The sequence below is a fragment of the Bradyrhizobium sp. LMG 9283 genome (assembly GCF_045571415.1).
Classification (GTDB): domain Bacteria; phylum Pseudomonadota; class Alphaproteobacteria; order Rhizobiales; family Xanthobacteraceae; genus Bradyrhizobium.
The window spans coordinates 3,815,940-3,830,428 of the sequence record NZ_CP120691.1 but is presented as its reverse complement, the minus strand read 5'-3'; the positions used below and the strand labels follow the sequence as shown (position 1 = coordinate 3,830,428).

Sequence of the window (14,489 nt, the reverse complement as noted above, 5' to 3'; positions counted from 1 at the left end):
GCGCCGTGCCCACCGTCTCGCAACCGATGCAAAAAGTGGTGGGCACGCTTACGCTTTGCCCACCCTACAGGTTCCTGCTCGGCCCCCTACTGGCTCTTATCCCCCGACGCCGTCGCCCGCTCGACAAAGCCTTTGGCGAGCGCGTGATAGATGCCTTCTTCGCAAACCATGCGTGAAACGAAATGGGCGATCAGCGCGGCCGCCATCAACGGCACGACCATGCCGTGATTGTCGGTCATCTCGGTCACGATCACGAAGGCGGTGATCGGCGCCTGCACGACGCCGGCGAAGTACGAGACCATGCCGAGCAGCATGATCGCACCGAGCGGCGCATCGTAGAAGAACGAGGCGATGTTGCTGCCGATGCCGGCACCGACGGCGAGCGACGGCGAGAAAATGCCGCCCGGTATGCCGCTGATCGCGGCAAAAGTCGTCGCCAGGAGCTTGAGCACGCCAAAATCCTGCGGCAACGGCGAGCTGTGCTCCAGCGCCGTCTTCACCTGCTCATAGCCCGTGCCGTAGATCGTATCGCCAGACACCAGCCCGCAGATCGCGACGAGCAGTCCGCACGCGAATGCGAACCAGAGCGGGTGGCCCTTGATCGCGCGTCCGAGCGGATTGTTGAAACCGCGCGCCATCGCGATGACGACGCGGCTGAACAAACCACCCGAGAGGCCACCAGCCACGCCACAGAGCGGAACGGCCAACCAGTCCGCGCCACGCGCCAGCGACATCGCGCTGCTGCCGAAATAGGCGTAATTGCCCGCCAGCGCCAGCGACGTAAGGCCAGCCGTGATCACGGCCGCAATGATGAGGCTGGAGGTGCGAGTCTCAAAAGCGCGGCTCATCTCCTCGATACCGAAGACGATGCCGGCCAGCGGCGTATTGAAAGCTGCGGCAACGCCTGCGGCGGCGCCTGCCAGGATCAACCCGGGCTGGCGGCGCGGCGAGACGCGGCCGAGCGCGAACATGATCGACGCACCGACCTGCACCGTCGGCCCTTCCCTGCCAACGGAGGCGCCGCACAACAGACCGAACAGAGTGAGGATCACCTTTCCGATCGCGATCCGGATCGAGACCAGGCTCTCTCGCGCGCTCTGATCGGTCAGATGCCGTGCGGCCATCGCCTGCGGGATGCCGCTGCCCTGCGCGTTCGGGAACAGACGAATGGTCAGATAGGCCGAGAGCACGAAGCCGAGCGGCGTCACCACCAGCACGGCGTAGCGGGACTTCACGAGCAGCAGCGCGAAGGCATGCTGGGCGAGATCGGCCAGTTGTGCCAGCGCCACAGCTGCGGCGCCGACCCCGATCCCGCCGAGCAAAAAAATCGCCCGCCGCTGCCATCGCGCGGATGTCAGCCTGAACAAACGTTTATGGCGGGTCGAAACGGGCCAAAGCATGGAAGCTTGTTTTAGCCCGTCATGCGCCGAATTGAAGCGGCAAGTGGGCAGATCAGCTAGGCTGGAACCGCGCCCTCCACGAACATCAGCCGCCGCTCCAACGCGTCCCGCCGAAACTTCAACGCCTCGGCATATTCCGCCGATGCGTACCATTCGCGCGCACGGGCCATCGAGGGAAACTCCACGATGATGATCGTCCTCGCCGGCGGGTTGCCCTCAACCACCTCAGCGGCGCCGCCGCGCGCGAGGTAGCGGCCGCCATATTGCGCGATGGTCTGCGCCGCGAGCGTGCGGTAGGCCTCCATCGCGGCTCTGTCGCGCACCTCGACCTCGGAGATCACATAAGCCGCCATGCGCATCGCCTCAGGCGATCGTGTTGACGATGCCGCCCTCGGCGCGCAGCGCTGCGCCGTTGGTTGCGGACGCCTCCTTCGATGCGACGTAAACCACCATGTTGGCGATCTCGTCGACGCTGGCGAAGCGTTGCAGCAGCGAGCTCGGGCGATGCTGCTTGACGAAATTGGCGGCGGCCTCGTTCACGGACTGACCGTTCTGCTTTGCGAGGTCCTTCACGAAGGTCTCGACGCCTTCGGACATGGTCGGGCCCGGCAGCACGGAATTCACGGTGACGCCGGTGCCGCGGGTGAGCTGCGCCAAGCCGCGCGCGACAGAAAGCTGGGCCGTCTTGGTCATGCCGTAGTGGATCATCTCGACAGGAATGTTGAGGCCGGACTCGGACGAGATGAAGACGATGCGTCCCCAGTTGCGCTTGAGCATGCCCTTCATGTAGGCGCGCGACAGCCGCACTCCGCTCATCACGTTGACCTCGAAGAAGCGGCTCCAGTCCTCGTCGGGGATGTCGAAAAAATCCTTCGGCTCGAAGATGCCGGCGTTGTTGATGAGGATATCGACCTCAGGCAGAGCGGCCACCAGCGCCTTGCAACCCGCAGCGGTGGAGACGTCGGCGGCGATGCCGCGGACCTTGGCGCCCGTCCCTTCCAGCTTGCGCACGGCTGCATCGACCTTGTCCTGGCCGCGCCCGTTGATGACGACGCTCGCACCCGAGGCGGCAAGGCCCTTGGCGATGGCATGGCCAATGCCGGCGGTCGAGCCGGTCACCAGCGCGGTTTTTCCGGAAACGTCGATGTTCATGTACTATCTCCATCAGATTGATGACGGGGATATCGGACGCGGCGGATCGGGACGCAATCGGTGCTCACCAAGCAGTGAGGCGCCCGGCACTTTTCCTGCGCCCCCTGGACGCCGCGCATCGCTGCTGGAACGATTGTTGCTTGGCTATCCGAGATTCTCTCGCTCACATAAAAACGGAAGAAACGCGATGAAAAGAACGGCTTTAGCGGTTGTGCTCGGGGTGGCCGGTTTGATTGCGGGCAATGCGCCCGCGCCGGCTCAAGCGGTCTATCCGGAAAAGCCGTTGCAATTGATCGTCCCCTTCCCGCCCGGCGGCGCCTCGGATGTGGTCGCGCGCATCATCGGTGGCGAGCTGGAGACGCGGCTCGGCAAGCCCGTGATCATCATGAACCGTCCCGGCGGCGGCACCACGATCGCGGCCAAGGAGGTCGCGCGCTCTGCGCCTGATGGATATACCCTGTTCTTCAGCTCGAACTCGAGCTTCACGCTGCCGGCCGCCGTCAAGGAAAGCGTGCCTTACGACGCGGCCAAGGATTTCGAGCCGCTCGGCCAGGTCGGCAAAATCACACTGGCGCTGGTCACCTACAAGGACAACCCGGTCAAGGACGTGGCTGCGCTGGTCACTGAGGCGAAGGCCAATCCCGACAAGCTGTCGCTGGCATCGTTCGGCGTCGCGACCGTCTCACATTTTGCCGGCGAGCTGTTCAAATCGGCCGCCGGAATCAAGATGGTCCACCTGCCCTACAAGGGCAGTGCGCCGGCGATGAACGACCTGATCGGAAAGCACATCCAGTATCACGTCGACACTGTCATCGCGGTCAAGCCACAGATCGAGGCCGGCACGGTCAAGGTGCTCGCCGTGTTCTCGGCCAAGCGCACGCCGTTCCTGCCCGACGTACCGACGCTCGCCGAGCTCGGCTATGGCAATATCGACTTCGCGTCATGGGGCGCCGTGGTCACTCCCAAGGGCCTGCCGCCGGCCGTTCACGACAAGCTGTCGGCAGCCCTGGAGGAGACGATCAACAGCCCGTCCGTGACCGAGCGCTTCACCAAGGTCGGCTTCGAGCCGGGCTTCACGCGCTACAGCGATTGGGCGGGAGCGATCGGCAAGGAGACCGCCGAAATGAAGGACATCGCGCAAAAGGCGGGGATCAAGGAGGAATAGTCCCGCGGATCCGCACAATTCCAGGAACAAAAAACGGCGCCCGAAGGCGCCGTTTTCAATACATATCTGCAGAAACAGCTTACGCCGCCTCGGCTTCCTTCTCCTGCACCGGACCGGAATCCTGGCCCTTGGCATCGACGTCGCGATCGACGAACTCGATCACGGCCATCGCGGCGTTGTCGCCGTAGCGGAAGCCGGCCTTGATGATGCGGGTGTAGCCGCCCTGGCGATCCTTGTAGCGGGTCGCAAGCGTATCGAAGAGCTTCTTGACCATGTCGACGTCGCGCAGCTCCGCGATGGCCTGGCGGCGCAGCGACAGCCCGCCCTTCTTGCCGAGGGTGACAAGCTTCTCGACGATCGGACGGAGCTCCTTGGCCTTGGGCAGCGTGGTGACGATCTGCTCGTGCTTGATCAGCGCAGCCGCCATGTTGGCGAACATCGCGCGGCGGTGCTCGGCCGTGCGGTTGAGCTTCCGATGAACCTTGCCGTGACGCATGTGTGTAGTCCTTACGTTAAAACTGCCGCGACGGTTCGTCGGACATGTTGCTCAGGTGGGCTGCCTGCGTTCGCCCGCGAAAGCGCGACGCGCTTTCGCTTTCTTGTTTGAGCATGATCCTATCGGAAAACCGCTGCGCACTTTTCCGGGATCATGCTGCGCTCAATAATGATCCTCGAAGCGCTTGGCGAGCTCGTCGATGTTCTCCGGCGGCCAGCCCGGCACTTCCATGCCGAGATGCAGACCCATCTGGGCCAGCACTTCCTTGATCTCGTTCAGCGACTTGCGGCCGAAGTTCGGGGTGCGGAGCATCTCCGCCTCGCTCTTCTGCACGAGGTCGCCGATGTAGACGATGTTGTCGTTCTTCAGGCAGTTGGCCGAACGCACCGACAGCTCGAGCTCGTCCACCTTCTTGAGGAAGGCCGGGTTGAAGGCGAGGTCCGGGATGATCTCCTGGGCGACTTCCTTGCGCGGCTCTTCGAAGTTGACGAACACGTTGAGCTGGTCCTGCAGGATGCGCGCAGCGTAGGCCACGGAGTCATCCGGCGTGATCGCGCCGTTGGTCTCGATCGTCATGGTCAACTTGTCGTAGTCGAGGATCTGGCCCTCGCGGGTGTTCTCGACCTTGTAGGAGACCTTGCGGACCGGAGAATACAGGCTGTCGACCGGGATCAGGCCGATCGGCGCGTCCTCGGGACGGTTGCGCTCGGCGGGCACGTAGCCCTTGCCGGTCGAGACCGTGAACTCCATGCGGATCTCGGCGCCCTCGTCGAGGGTGCAGATCTGCAGATCGGGGTTCAGCACGACCACATCGCCGACGGTCTGGATGTCGCCGGCAGTGACGACGCCCGGGCCCTGCTTCTTCACGACCATGCGCTTGGGGCCTTCGCCCTGCATCTTGATCGAGATGTCCTTGATGTTGAGCACGATGTCGGTGACGTCCTCACGGACGCCCGCGATCGAGGAGAACTCGTGCAGCACGCCGTCGATGTGCACCGACTGCACCGCCGCGCCCTGGAGCGAGGAGAGCAGGATGCGGCGCAGCGCGTTGCCGAGGGTCTGGCCGAAACCACGCTCGAGCGGCTCGGCGACGATGGTCGCGAAACGCGAGGGATCGCTGCCGGGCGTGACCTGGAGCTTGTTCGGCCGAATCAGTTCTTGCCAATTTTTCTGGATCGTCACTGTTTCACCCATACAGGCCAGTCAATTTGACCGTTCAAATACTGGCGTTGGAGAAAGGCCGCGGGTCATTCCCGCGGCTTTTTAGTAAAGTCATTGCGGGCGCCTATGCGCCCGCAACTTGGTATCAAACGCGCCGACGCTTACGGGGACGGCAACCGTTGTGCGGGATCGTGGTCACGTCGCGGATCGAGGTGACGGTGAAGCCTGCGGCCTGGAGCGCGCGGAGCGCCGACTCGCGGCCCGAACCGGGGCCGGCGACTTCGACTTCCAGCGTGCGCATGCCGTGCTCCTGCGCCTTCTTGGAGACGTCCTCGGCGGCGACCTGCGCGGCGTACGGCGTCGACTTGCGCGAGCCCTTGAAACCCATCGTGCCGGCCGAGGACCAGGCAATCGTGTTGCCCTGCGCGTCGGTGATGGTGATGGTCGTGTTGTTGAACGACGAGTTCACATGCGCGACGCCGGAGGCGATGTTCTTGCGCTCACGACGACGAACGCGGGTGGCTTCCTTGCCCATTGAGTCCCTTTCCTGAAGATCTCAAACGCCGCCGTAATGCCAGCGGCTACACCTGTGGAACGAAAAGCGCGTGGCGAACGGGGCACCCCCTTTCGCCACACGCCGCGACTGGATTCGAAAACTTACTTCTTCTTGCCGGCGATGGCCTTGGCCGGGCCCTTGCGCGTACGTGCATTGGTGTGGGTGCGCTGACCGCGCACCGGCAGACCGCGACGATGACGCAGGCCGCGATAGCAGCCGAGGTCCATCAGACGCTTGATGTTGATGCCAACCTCGCGACGCAGGTCGCCCTCGACGAGATAGTCGCGATCGATCACTTCGCGGATCTGGAGCACTTCGGCGTCGCTGAGCTGATTGACGCGACGGTCCTGGGGGATCTTCACCTTCTCGATGATGTCACCGGCGATCTTCGGGCCGATGCCATGGATGTACTGGAGCGCGATCAGCACGCGCTTGTTGGTGGGAATGTTCACGCCGGCAATACGGGCCACGGCCTTCTCTCCTGTTGCCGATCCCTCGTCAGGAATCGGGCTTTAAGTGCTTGCTTTCTCGGGCAGGTGTTCACAAACGCGAACACGACGCCCACCCCCGGTCTTCCTGGGGCCCGGCATCGTCTGAAACTATCCGACTTGGATGCGGGGCTTATTAGGGGATTCCGGGGGCTTTCGTCAACCGCTGCTAGCGCTTGGCTCGCTTTTTCGTGACCTTTTTTGGGGCCTTTTTGGAACCCTTTTTGACGGCCTTCTTGGCCGTCTTTTTGACCGTTTTCTTGGTCGCCTTCTTGGCGCTCTTCACGGCCTTCTTGACCGACTTTTTGGCGGTTTTGGCCGATTTAGGGGCCTTTTTGGCTGCTTTCGCCGGCCTTTTGGCCGATTTCTTCGCCGCTTTTGTCTTCCTCGCCGTTCCCGACTTGGCTGCGCTTCGGGCATGGGTCTTGGGCTCGACCGCCCCCAGCGCCAGGAGCTGGCGGTGGATGGCGCGGGTGACCTCGTCAATGGCCATCATGCCGTCGATGGTCGAGAGCTTCCGACGCTCGGAATAGTAGTGAATCAGTGGTTCCGTCTGGCTGCGGTAGCTGGCAAGCCGTTTGGTCAGGACCTCAGGGGTGTCGTCGAGCCGGATCTCCTCGCCGCGCTCCCGCATCTGGGCAACGCGGGTCTCGACGCGACTCAGCAGCGCGCTCTCGTTGACGCGGAGCTCGATCACGGCGTCGAGTTTGAGATGCTTGCGCTTGAGCAGTCCGTCCAACGCCTCGGCCTGCGGCACGGTGCGCGGGAAACCATCGAGGATGAAACCGTTCTTGGCGTCTGGCTGGTCGATGCGGTCGGAGATGATTCCCACCACGACGTCATCAGGCACGAGGCCGCCGCTGGCCATGATCTCCTTGGCCTTCAGCCCGACCGGCGTTCCGGCCGCGACCGCGGCACGCAGCATCTCGCCGGTCGAGAGCTGGACGATGCCATAGCGCTGCACCAGGAGCTGCGCCTGAGTCCCCTTGCCCGACCCCGGCGGTCCCAGAAGTATAATTCTCATCGGCGTACGCCCCCCGGATTGGTGAGCGATACCTCGCGCACCTGTGTTTGAAGATCGAGAATAGTGCAAACCACAATCAGCGCCGCACCACCACCCATTTTATAAACTAGCGCATTCCCGTAGGCTAAGAACACCTCGGGAATCAACGATAGCGCCGTCAGGTAACTGGCGCCGATCACAGTGGTCAGCGACACCACGCGGTCGAGATAGCTGGCTGTTGCCTCGCCCGGCGTGACGCCGGGAATGACGCCGCCCTGCCGGGCAAGCGATTCGGCGGCATGATCGGGATCGATGACAAAGGCCGTGTAGACGAAAGCCAGCGCGAATACCGCGATCGATCCGAGAACGATGTGAGTCTTCTCGCCGAACTGAAGATGCGCGCTGATGGCTTCGACCCAGGATCCATCATCGGCACCGAAGATGGAGCCGGCAAAAGCCACTGGCAGCGAGATCGCCCATGGCGCCACGGTCACCGGCAACAGGTAGCCCGCGCTGTTGATCCTGATCGGCAGCACCGTCGAACGCGAGAGCAGTGAGCGGTCCCCGACGAAGCGCGCGGCAAACTGCACCGGAACGTTTCGCCGCGCGCGCTCGACAAACACGATCAGCGCGACGATCAGGATCAGTAAGATCGCGTTGCCCACCAGAACATTGCTCGAGATCGCTCCTCGCCGCAGCTGAGTGAGGAAGGTCTCCACCTCGGACGGCAACGAAGCCACGATGCTGACACTCAGGATGAGTGCAAGGCCGTTGCCGATTCCGCGGCGCGTGATCTGTTCGCTGAGCCAGATCAGGACGAGCACGCCGCCGACGAGCGAGGCAGTGGCGCTCACAACGAACCAGTCGCCGGGATTGACGACAAGTCGCGGCAATTGCCGCATGGCGGAGGCGATGCCGAAGGCCTGAAACGCAGCAAGGAGCAACGCCAGGATCAGCGTGATACGCGCGAGCTTACGCCGGCCGGCCTCGCCCGATCGTTCAAGCGCCCTCACCCTGCGCCACACCACAGCGACGAGCTGAACGAGAATTGCGGCAGTCAGATAGGGAATCAGAGACAGCGAGAAGATCGAAAGCGGGGCAATCCTGTCTGCCGCGAACGCGGGATGCACCACTATTCCCGCGATCGGGATCTGCGTGCCGAGCCTGAAAAGGAGCAGCGCGCCAATCGTGAAAGCGATTCGGCGCGCGAGCTCCCTGCTCACCTACGGCGGCCCCGCAGCTTGGACTTGCGGATCAAGCCTTCGTACTGATGGGCCAGCAGATAGCCCTGCACCTGCGCCACCGTATCCATGGTGACACTGACCACGATCAGCAGCGAGGTGCCGCCGAAGTAGAACGGCACCGAAGCGTAGGAGATCAGGATCTCCGGGATCAAGCAGACGATGGCGAGATAGATCGCGCCAAGCACGGTGATGCGCGACAGCACGTAATCGATATATTCGGCGGTGCGCTCGCCGGGGCGGATGCCCGGAATGAAGCCGCCATGCTTCTTCAGATTGTCCGCGGTTTCGGTCGGGTTGAACACGATTGCGGTGTAGAAGAAGGCGAAGAACACGATCAGCGCCAGATACATGATCAGGAACAGCGGACGGCCATGGCCGAGCTGGGTGGTGATCCACTGGAACCATTCCGGCCCGCTGCCCGCGTTGAAATTCGCAACCGTGGTCGGCAGCAAGAGCAGCGAGGACGCGAAGATCGGCGGGATCACGCCCGAGGTATTGAGCTTGAGCGGCAGATGCGAGGACTGGCCCTCGAACATCTTGTTGCCGACCTGGCGCTTCGGATACTGGATCAGCAGCCGGCGCTGCGCGCGCTCCATGAACACGATGAAGGCGATCACGGCGACGGCCATGATGATGACGACCAGGATCAGCCCGGTCGACATCGCGCCCTGACGGCCGAGCTCGAGCATGTTGGCGAGCGCCGCAGGCAGCTCGGCGACGATGCCGGCGAGAATGATCAGCGAAATGCCATTGCCGATGCCGCGCGAGGTGATCTGCTCGCCCAGCCACATTAGGAACATGGTGCCGCCGGTCAGCGTGATCGCCGTGGACAGGCGGAAGAACATGCCGGGGTCGCTGACCACGTTGCCGGCGCCTTCGAGACCCACCGCGATGCCATAGGACTGGAACGCGGCCAGGATGACGGTCAGGTAGCGGGTGTACTGGTTGAGCGTCTTGCGGCCGGCCTCGCCTTCCTTCTTCAGCGCCTCAAGCTGCGGCGAGACGGTGGTGAGGAGCTGGATGATGATCGAGGCCGAGATGTACGGCATGATGTTCAGCGCGAAGATCGCCATGCGGTGGATGCCGCCGCCGGCGAACATGTTGAACATGCCGAGGATGCCACCCGCCTGGGAGCGGAAGACCTGCTCCCAGATGTTGGGATCGATGCCCGGCAGCGGGATGTAGGTCCCGAGCCGATAAACGAGCAGCGCACCCAGTGTGAACCAGATGCGCTTCTTCAGTTCGTCGGCCTTGGCAAACGCGCCGAAATTGAGATTGGCTGCCAGTTGTTCCGCTGCAGAGACCATCTTGGACTTTCTCCCGCCGCCTGTTGCGCCGTCATGCCCGCGGCCGGGCTAGTTTAGCGGACGCCGGACATTATCTGGGGCTCGGCTTCGATAAGTCCACGTCCCGCATGCGTAAAGGCCCGCGCGCCGCGGGCCAATGACGCAGTTGTTACGCCGCCTCGCCTTCTGCCTTGGGCTGAGCGAGGATCTTCACCGAGCCGCCGGCCTTCTCGACCGCCGCGATCGCGGTCTTGCTGGCGCCGTGCACTTCGATGTTGAGCTTGGACTTGAGCTCGCCCCGGCCGAGCAGCCGCAGGCCGGCCTTGGCGCGGCGCAGCACGCCACCCTTGACCAGGGCTTCGACGTTGACGACGCTGCCGGCGTCGATCTTCTTGGCATCGACCGCTTCCTGGAGCCGGTCGAGATTGATCTCGGCGAACTCGACGCGGAAGATGTTGTTGAAGCCGCGCTTGGGCAGACGGCGATGCATCGGCATCTGGCCGCCTTCGAAACCCTTGATGCGCACGCCCGAACGCGCGGTCTGGCCCTTGCCGCCGCGGCCGGACTGCTTGCCCTTGCCGGAACCGATGCCGCGGCCGACGCGCATACGCTTTTTGCGCGAGCCGGCGTTGTCGGCGATATCGCTGAGCTTCATCGCCCTTCTCCTTGTGTCTTGCGCACGATCTTCACCGAAAACCGCTTCCCGCTTTTCGGGACCGTGCGCCTTTGCTTACTTCTCGTCGACGATGCGGACGAGATGGTGAACCTTCTCGATCATGCCGCGGACCGCCGGAGTGTCCGGCAGTTCGCTGGTGCGGCCGATCTTGTTGAGCTTGAGCCCGATCAGGGTCGAGCGCTGCGAGTGATGGCGGCGGATCGCGCTGCCGGTCTGCTCGACCTTGATCGTCTTTGCGGCCTTGGCCATGGGAGTCTACTCCGAAAAGCTTCCGTTAGTCGGCGGCCGCCTCGGCATCGCCGCCGATACGACGGGACTGGAGGGTGGACACCTTGATGTTGCGGCGGGCTGCGACCGAACGCGGCGAATCCTGGTGCTTCAGCGCGTCGAACGTCGCGCGCACCATGTTGTACGGGTTCGACGAGCCGATCGACTTCGCCACGACGTCCTGGACGCCGAGCGTCTCGAACACGGCGCGCATCGGGCCGCCGGCGATGATGCCGGTACCGGCCGGAGCTGCACGCAGGTAGACACGGCCCGCGCCATGACGGCCGGCGATGTCGTGATGGAGCGTGCGGCCCTCGCGCAGCGACACGCGCGTCAGGTTGCGCTTGGCGGACTCGGTCGCCTTGCGGATCGCCTCAGGCACTTCGCGCGCCTTGCCGTGACCGAAGCCGGCGCGGCCCTTCTGGTCGCCGATCACGACCAGCGCTGCGAAACCGAAGCGCTTGCCGCCCTTGACGACCTTGGCCACGCGGTTGATGTGGACGAGCTTGTCGACGAACTCGCTGTCGCGCTCCTCGCGCTCCCTGCGTTCACGTCCGCCGCCGCGTTGATCGCGTCCACCACGTTGTTCGCGTTCAGCTGCCATGGTTTTTCCAATCCTTCAGAGGCTTACGCCCCAATCCTCAAATTCTGTTAGAAGCTCAGCCCGCTCTCACGCGCCGCGTCGGCCAGAGCCTTGACGCGCCCGTGATAGAGATAGCCGCCGCGATCGAACACGACTTCCTTGACGCCCTTCTCGACCGCGCGCTCGGCCAGCAACTTGCCGACCGCCTTCGCCGCATCGATGTCGGCACCGGTCTTGCCGCCGTCGCGCATCGACTTCTCGAGCGACGAGGCAGAGGCCAGCGTCTCGCCCTTCAGGTCGTCGATGACCTGGGCGTAGATGTGCTTGGACGAGCGGAACACCGACAGACGCGGACGGCCGCCGGCGGAACGGCGCAGCTTCAGCCGCACACTCCGCTTGCGCCGGGCATTCGTAACCTTGGCTTTCGACATGACCGGCTCCGTTACTTCTTCTTGCCTTCCTTGCGGAAGATGAATTCGCCAACGTACTTCACGCCCTTGCCCTTGTAGGGCTCCGGCGGACGGTAGGCGCGGATCTCGGCGGCGACCTGACCGACGCGCTGGACGTCGCTGCCCGCCACCGTGATCTCGGTGGGCTTCGGCACGGTGATCGTGATCCCCTCAGGGATCGGATAGATCACGTCATGGCTATAGCCGAGCGCGAGCTGCAGGTTCTTGCCCTGCATCGCGGCACGATAGCCGACGCCGGTGATCTCGAGCTTCTTCTCGAAGCCCTTGGTGACGCCTTCGACCAGATTCGCGACCTGGGCGCGAGCGGTGCCGTACAGCGCCCGCGCGCGGTTGGTCTCGGCCCGCGGCTTGACCTTGATCTGGCCGTTCTCGAGCTTCACCTCGACCTCGTCGTGGACGATGAACTGAAGCTGGCCCTTCGGCCCCTTCATCTTGACGGTCTGGCCGTCGACGGTCGCGGTAACGCCCGACGGCACCGTCACAGGCTTCTTGCCAACACGTGACATGGATCGAAAATCCTTCTCAGAACACCGTGAAGAGGACTTCACCGCCCACATTCGCGTCGCGCGCGCTGTGGTCGGCCATGATCCCCTTCGGCGTCGACAACACCGAAATGCCGAGTCCGTTGTTCACCCGCGGCAGGTTCTTCACCGAGGCGTAGACGCGGCGCCCGGGCTTGGAAACGCGTTCAATCTCGCGGATGACGGGCTCACCGTCGAAATACTTCAGCTCGATCTCGATCTCGCTGCGGCCCGAGGAATGCTCGAGCGTGGCGTAGCCGCGGATGTAGCCCTCGGCCTTCAGAACCTCGAGCACGTTCTCGCGCATCTTCGAGCCAGGCGTGGAGACCTTGGTCTTCGAACGCATCTGCGCATTACGGATACGGGTGATCAGATCGCTGATTGGATCGTGCGTAGACATCTAAACGACCCTCCTTACCAGCTGGACTTCACGAGGCCCGGGACCATGCCCTTGGAGCCAAGGTCGCGCAGCGCGATACGGGACAGCTTGTTCTTGCGGTAGTTCGAGCGCGGACGGCCCGACAGCTCGCAACGCATGCGGATGCGGGTCGCCGACGAGTTGCGCGGCATTTCCGCCAGCTTCAGGGTCGCGGCGAACCGCTCCTCCATCGGCAGCGTCTTGTCGGCGATGATCGCCTTCAACCGCTCGCGCTTGGCGGCGGCGTTCTTCACCATCCGCTTGCGCCGGTTGTTCTTCTCGACTGAACTCTTCTTTGCCATGCTTGGCTCCTGGGTATCCGCGTTTGAGAAGCTCTAGGTCAGCGTCTCACTGCCGGAACGGGAAATTGAAAGCGGTCAACAAGGCCCTCGCCTCTTCGTCGGTCTTGGCCGTGGTGCAGACGGTAATGTCCATACCGCGGGCTTCCGCGACCTTGTCGAAGTCGATCTCGGGGAAAATGATGTGCTCCTTGATGCCGAGCGAGTAGTTACCGCGGCCGTCGAAGCTCTTCGGGTTCAGGCCGCGGAAGTCGCGGACGCGCGGCAGCGCGACATTCACCAGGCGATCGATGAACTCGTACATGCGGGCCTTGCGCAGCGTGACCTTGCAGCCGATCGGCTGGTTCTCACGCAGCTTGAAGGTTGCGATCGCGATGCGCGAATAGGTCACGATCGCCTTCTGGCCGGCGATCTGGGTCAATTCGGCAGCCGCGGTCTCGGCTTTCTTGCGGTCGTTGACCGAATCGCCAACGCCCATGTTCAGCACGACCTTGTCCAGGCGCGGAACCTGCATGACGTTCTCGTAACCGAACTTCTCGGTCAGAGCCGTGCGGATCTTCGCGTCATATTCCGCGCGCAGGCGCGGTGTGTAAGCGGCCTCAGCCATCGATCTCAGCTCCCGAGCTCTTGGCGATGCGAACCTTCTTGCCGTCCGCCAGAATCTTGAATCCGATGCGGGTCGGCTTTCCGTCCTTGCCGACATACGCGATGTTCGACAGGTGGATCGGCGCCTCTTTCGAGATGATGCCGCCCTCCTGGGCCTGCGTCTGCTTCTGGTGACGCTTGACCATGTTGATGCCGCGCACGAGCGCGGTACCGGCGTCGGGACGAACCTCGAACACTTCGCCGGTGCGGCCCTTGTCGCGGCCGGTCAGCACGACGACCTTGTCGCCCTTGCGGATCTTCGCAGCCATCACAGCACCTCCGGCGCGAGCGAGATGATCTTCATGTGGTTCTTGGCGCGCAGCTCGCGCGGCACGGGCCCGAAGATACGGGTGCCGACCGGCTCGGACTGGTTGTTGATCAAGACGGCGGCATTGCGGTCGAAGCGGATGACCGAACCGTCGGCGCGGCGGATGTCCTTGCGGACGCGCACCACGACGGCTTTCATCACGTCGCCCTTCTTCACCTTGCCACGCGGGATAGCTTCCTTGATCGAAACGACGATGATGTCGCCGATCGTGGCGTAGCGGCGCTTGGAGCCCCCAAGCACCTTGATACACATGACACGGCGTGCGCCAGAATTGTCGGCCACGTCGAGGTTGGTCTGCATCTGAATCATTGATGCACCTCGTCCTCTTTCT

General features: G+C 63.4%; 21 protein-coding genes. 1 reads left to right on the top strand and 20 read right to left on the bottom strand.

Translation table 11 applies throughout. The features are described from left to right. Nucleotides 1-86: 86 nt before the first annotated feature. Genes P6U29_RS17955 through P6U29_RS17945 form a run of 3 tightly spaced genes read right to left on the bottom strand, consistent with a single transcriptional unit; the run spans nucleotide 87 to nucleotide 2,552 of the window. A complete protein-coding gene (locus tag P6U29_RS17955; protein ID WP_407118774.1) occupies nucleotides 87-1,400 on the bottom strand; it encodes a chloride channel protein in 1,314 nt (437 codons plus the stop codon). A 56-nt stretch (nucleotides 1,401-1,456) separates the two neighbouring features. Further along, the gene (locus P6U29_RS17950; protein ID WP_407118773.1) at nucleotides 1,457-1,753 is read right to left on the bottom strand and encodes a DUF1330 domain-containing protein; all 297 of its coding nucleotides are present in this window, start codon (nucleotides 1,751-1,753) and stop codon (nucleotides 1,457-1,459) included. A 10-nt stretch (nucleotides 1,754-1,763) separates the two neighbouring features. Then, on the bottom strand, nucleotides 1,764-2,552 hold the full coding sequence (locus P6U29_RS17945) for an SDR family NAD(P)-dependent oxidoreductase (protein WP_407118772.1): 789 nt from the start codon (nucleotides 2,550-2,552) through the stop codon (nucleotides 1,764-1,766). A gap of 187 nt (nucleotides 2,553-2,739) precedes the next feature. Between P6U29_RS17945 and P6U29_RS17940 the strand changes: the two genes are divergently transcribed. Further along, a complete protein-coding gene (locus tag P6U29_RS17940; RefSeq protein ID WP_407118771.1) occupies nucleotides 2,740-3,717 on the top strand; it encodes a Bug family tripartite tricarboxylate transporter substrate binding protein in 978 nt (325 codons plus the stop codon). 79 nt (nucleotides 3,718-3,796) lie between these two features. Here P6U29_RS17940 and rplQ read toward each other — a convergent pair whose 3' ends face one another. The 17 genes from rplQ to rplN form a co-directional block, all read right to left on the bottom strand. Further along, nucleotides 3,797-4,213, bottom strand: a complete 417-nt coding sequence (gene rplQ, locus P6U29_RS17935) for a 50S ribosomal protein L17 (RefSeq protein ID WP_407118770.1) — start codon at nucleotides 4,211-4,213, stop codon at nucleotides 3,797-3,799. Nucleotides 4,214-4,375: 162 nt separating this feature from the next. Beyond that, nucleotides 4,376-5,407: a DNA-directed RNA polymerase subunit alpha gene (locus tag P6U29_RS17930; RefSeq protein WP_029674561.1), complete on the bottom strand. Its 1,032-nt coding sequence runs from the start codon at nucleotides 5,405-5,407 to the stop codon at nucleotides 4,376-4,378. 112 nt (nucleotides 5,408-5,519) lie between these two features. After that, complete coding sequence (gene rpsK, locus P6U29_RS17925; protein WP_007603045.1) at nucleotides 5,520-5,909, bottom strand: 30S ribosomal protein S11; 390 nt, start codon at nucleotides 5,907-5,909, stop codon at nucleotides 5,520-5,522. A 122-nt stretch (nucleotides 5,910-6,031) separates the two neighbouring features. Next, nucleotides 6,032-6,400 (bottom strand): 30S ribosomal protein S13, encoded by a 369-nt coding sequence (gene rpsM / locus P6U29_RS17920; protein WP_166815452.1) that lies wholly within the window; start codon nucleotides 6,398-6,400, stop codon nucleotides 6,032-6,034. A 187-nt stretch (nucleotides 6,401-6,587) separates the two neighbouring features. Beyond that, complete coding sequence (locus P6U29_RS17915; protein WP_407118769.1) at nucleotides 6,588-7,442, bottom strand: adenylate kinase; 855 nt, start codon at nucleotides 7,440-7,442, stop codon at nucleotides 6,588-6,590. After that, complete coding sequence (locus tag P6U29_RS17910) at nucleotides 7,439-8,644, bottom strand: preprotein translocase subunit SecY (RefSeq protein WP_407118768.1); 1,206 nt, start codon at nucleotides 8,642-8,644, stop codon at nucleotides 7,439-7,441. Before P6U29_RS17910 ends, P6U29_RS17915 begins: the two co-directional genes overlap by 4 nt. Continuing rightward, nucleotides 8,641-9,972: a preprotein translocase subunit SecY gene (gene secY / locus P6U29_RS17905; RefSeq protein ID WP_091894740.1), complete on the bottom strand. Its 1,332-nt coding sequence runs from the start codon at nucleotides 9,970-9,972 to the stop codon at nucleotides 8,641-8,643. The genes P6U29_RS17910 and secY overlap by 4 nt, the downstream gene beginning before the upstream one ends. A gap of 148 nt (nucleotides 9,973-10,120) precedes the next feature. Beyond that, a complete protein-coding gene (gene rplO, locus P6U29_RS17900) occupies nucleotides 10,121-10,606 on the bottom strand; it encodes a 50S ribosomal protein L15 (protein ID WP_407118767.1) in 486 nt (161 codons plus the stop codon). Nucleotides 10,607-10,681: 75 nt separating this feature from the next. Beyond that, nucleotides 10,682-10,876, bottom strand: a complete 195-nt coding sequence (gene rpmD, locus P6U29_RS17895; RefSeq protein WP_027574064.1) for a 50S ribosomal protein L30 — start codon at nucleotides 10,874-10,876, stop codon at nucleotides 10,682-10,684. Between the two features lie 25 nt (nucleotides 10,877-10,901). Continuing rightward, nucleotides 10,902-11,498: a 30S ribosomal protein S5 gene (gene rpsE, locus P6U29_RS17890; protein WP_014494507.1), complete on the bottom strand. Its 597-nt coding sequence runs from the start codon at nucleotides 11,496-11,498 to the stop codon at nucleotides 10,902-10,904. 47 nt (nucleotides 11,499-11,545) lie between these two features. Next, on the bottom strand, nucleotides 11,546-11,908 hold the full coding sequence (rplR, locus tag P6U29_RS17885) for a 50S ribosomal protein L18 (RefSeq protein WP_260371160.1): 363 nt from the start codon (nucleotides 11,906-11,908) through the stop codon (nucleotides 11,546-11,548). Nucleotides 11,909-11,919: 11 nt separating this feature from the next. Next, the gene (gene rplF, locus P6U29_RS17880) at nucleotides 11,920-12,453 is read right to left on the bottom strand and encodes a 50S ribosomal protein L6 (protein WP_407118766.1); all 534 of its coding nucleotides are present in this window, start codon (nucleotides 12,451-12,453) and stop codon (nucleotides 11,920-11,922) included. Between the two features lie 16 nt (nucleotides 12,454-12,469). Continuing rightward, a complete protein-coding gene (gene rpsH / locus P6U29_RS17875) occupies nucleotides 12,470-12,868 on the bottom strand; it encodes a 30S ribosomal protein S8 (protein ID WP_024342456.1) in 399 nt (132 codons plus the stop codon). A gap of 14 nt (nucleotides 12,869-12,882) precedes the next feature. Then, nucleotides 12,883-13,188, bottom strand: coding sequence for a 30S ribosomal protein S14 (gene rpsN / locus P6U29_RS17870; protein WP_122402699.1), 306 nt, complete (start codon nucleotides 13,186-13,188; stop codon nucleotides 12,883-12,885). Nucleotides 13,189-13,234: 46 nt separating this feature from the next. Next, nucleotides 13,235-13,792: a 50S ribosomal protein L5 gene (rplE, locus tag P6U29_RS17865; protein ID WP_036017455.1), complete on the bottom strand. Its 558-nt coding sequence runs from the start codon at nucleotides 13,790-13,792 to the stop codon at nucleotides 13,235-13,237. Then, nucleotides 13,785-14,099 carry a 50S ribosomal protein L24 gene (rplX, locus tag P6U29_RS17860; RefSeq protein ID WP_122402697.1) on the bottom strand — a complete coding sequence of 105 codons (315 nt, stop codon included), beginning with the start codon at nucleotides 14,097-14,099 and terminating at the stop codon, nucleotides 13,785-13,787. The genes rplE and rplX overlap by 8 nt, the downstream gene beginning before the upstream one ends. Next, nucleotides 14,099-14,467, bottom strand: a complete 369-nt coding sequence (gene rplN, locus P6U29_RS17855; protein ID WP_007603030.1) for a 50S ribosomal protein L14 — start codon at nucleotides 14,465-14,467, stop codon at nucleotides 14,099-14,101. The genes rplX and rplN overlap by 1 nt, the downstream gene beginning before the upstream one ends. Nucleotides 14,468-14,489: the final 22 nt, after the last annotated feature.

Bases quoted from the DNA above. Each gene is read 5' to 3' on its own strand.
- P6U29_RS17955 (WP_407118774.1), bottom strand. From the start codon at position 1,400: ATGCTTTGGCCCGTTTCGACCCGCCATAAACGTTTGTTCAGGCTGACA.
- P6U29_RS17950 (WP_407118773.1), bottom strand. From the start codon at position 1,753: ATGGCGGCTTATGTGATCTCCGAGGTCGAGGTGCGCGACAGAGCCGCG.
- P6U29_RS17945 (WP_407118772.1), bottom strand. From the start codon at position 2,552: ATGAACATCGACGTTTCCGGAAAAACCGCGCTGGTGACCGGCTCGACC.
- P6U29_RS17940 (WP_407118771.1), top strand. From the start codon at position 2,740: ATGAAAAGAACGGCTTTAGCGGTTGTGCTCGGGGTGGCCGGTTTGATT.
- rplQ (WP_407118770.1), bottom strand. From the start codon at position 4,213: ATGCGTCACGGCAAGGTTCATCGGAAGCTCAACCGCACGGCCGAGCAC.
- P6U29_RS17930 (WP_029674561.1), bottom strand. From the start codon at position 5,407: ATGGGTGAAACAGTGACGATCCAGAAAAATTGGCAAGAACTGATTCGG.
- rpsK (WP_007603045.1), bottom strand. From the start codon at position 5,909: ATGGGCAAGGAAGCCACCCGCGTTCGTCGTCGTGAGCGCAAGAACATC.
- P6U29_RS17915 (WP_407118769.1), bottom strand. From the start codon at position 7,442: ATGAGAATTATACTTCTGGGACCGCCGGGGTCGGGCAAGGGGACTCAG.
- secY (WP_091894740.1), bottom strand. From the start codon at position 9,972: ATGGTCTCTGCAGCGGAACAACTGGCAGCCAATCTCAATTTCGGCGCG.
- rplO (WP_407118767.1), bottom strand. From the start codon at position 10,606: ATGAAGCTCAGCGATATCGCCGACAACGCCGGCTCGCGCAAAAAGCGT.
- rpmD (WP_027574064.1), bottom strand. From the start codon at position 10,876: ATGGCCAAGGCCGCAAAGACGATCAAGGTCGAGCAGACCGGCAGCGCG.
- rpsE (WP_014494507.1), bottom strand. From the start codon at position 11,498: ATGGCAGCTGAACGCGAACAACGTGGTGGACGCGATCAACGCGGCGGC.
- rplR (WP_260371160.1), bottom strand. From the start codon at position 11,908: ATGTCGAAAGCCAAGGTTACGAATGCCCGGCGCAAGCGGAGTGTGCGG.
- rplF (WP_407118766.1), bottom strand. From the start codon at position 12,453: ATGTCACGTGTTGGCAAGAAGCCTGTGACGGTGCCGTCGGGCGTTACC.
- rpsH (WP_024342456.1), bottom strand. From the start codon at position 12,868: ATGTCTACGCACGATCCAATCAGCGATCTGATCACCCGTATCCGTAAT.
- rpsN (WP_122402699.1), bottom strand. From the start codon at position 13,188: ATGGCAAAGAAGAGTTCAGTCGAGAAGAACAACCGGCGCAAGCGGATG.
- rplE (WP_036017455.1), bottom strand. From the start codon at position 13,792: ATGGCTGAGGCCGCTTACACACCGCGCCTGCGCGCGGAATATGACGCG.
- rplX (WP_122402697.1), bottom strand. From the start codon at position 14,099: ATGGCTGCGAAGATCCGCAAGGGCGACAAGGTCGTCGTGCTGACCGGC.
- rplN (WP_007603030.1), bottom strand. From the start codon at position 14,467: ATGATTCAGATGCAGACCAACCTCGACGTGGCCGACAATTCTGGCGCA.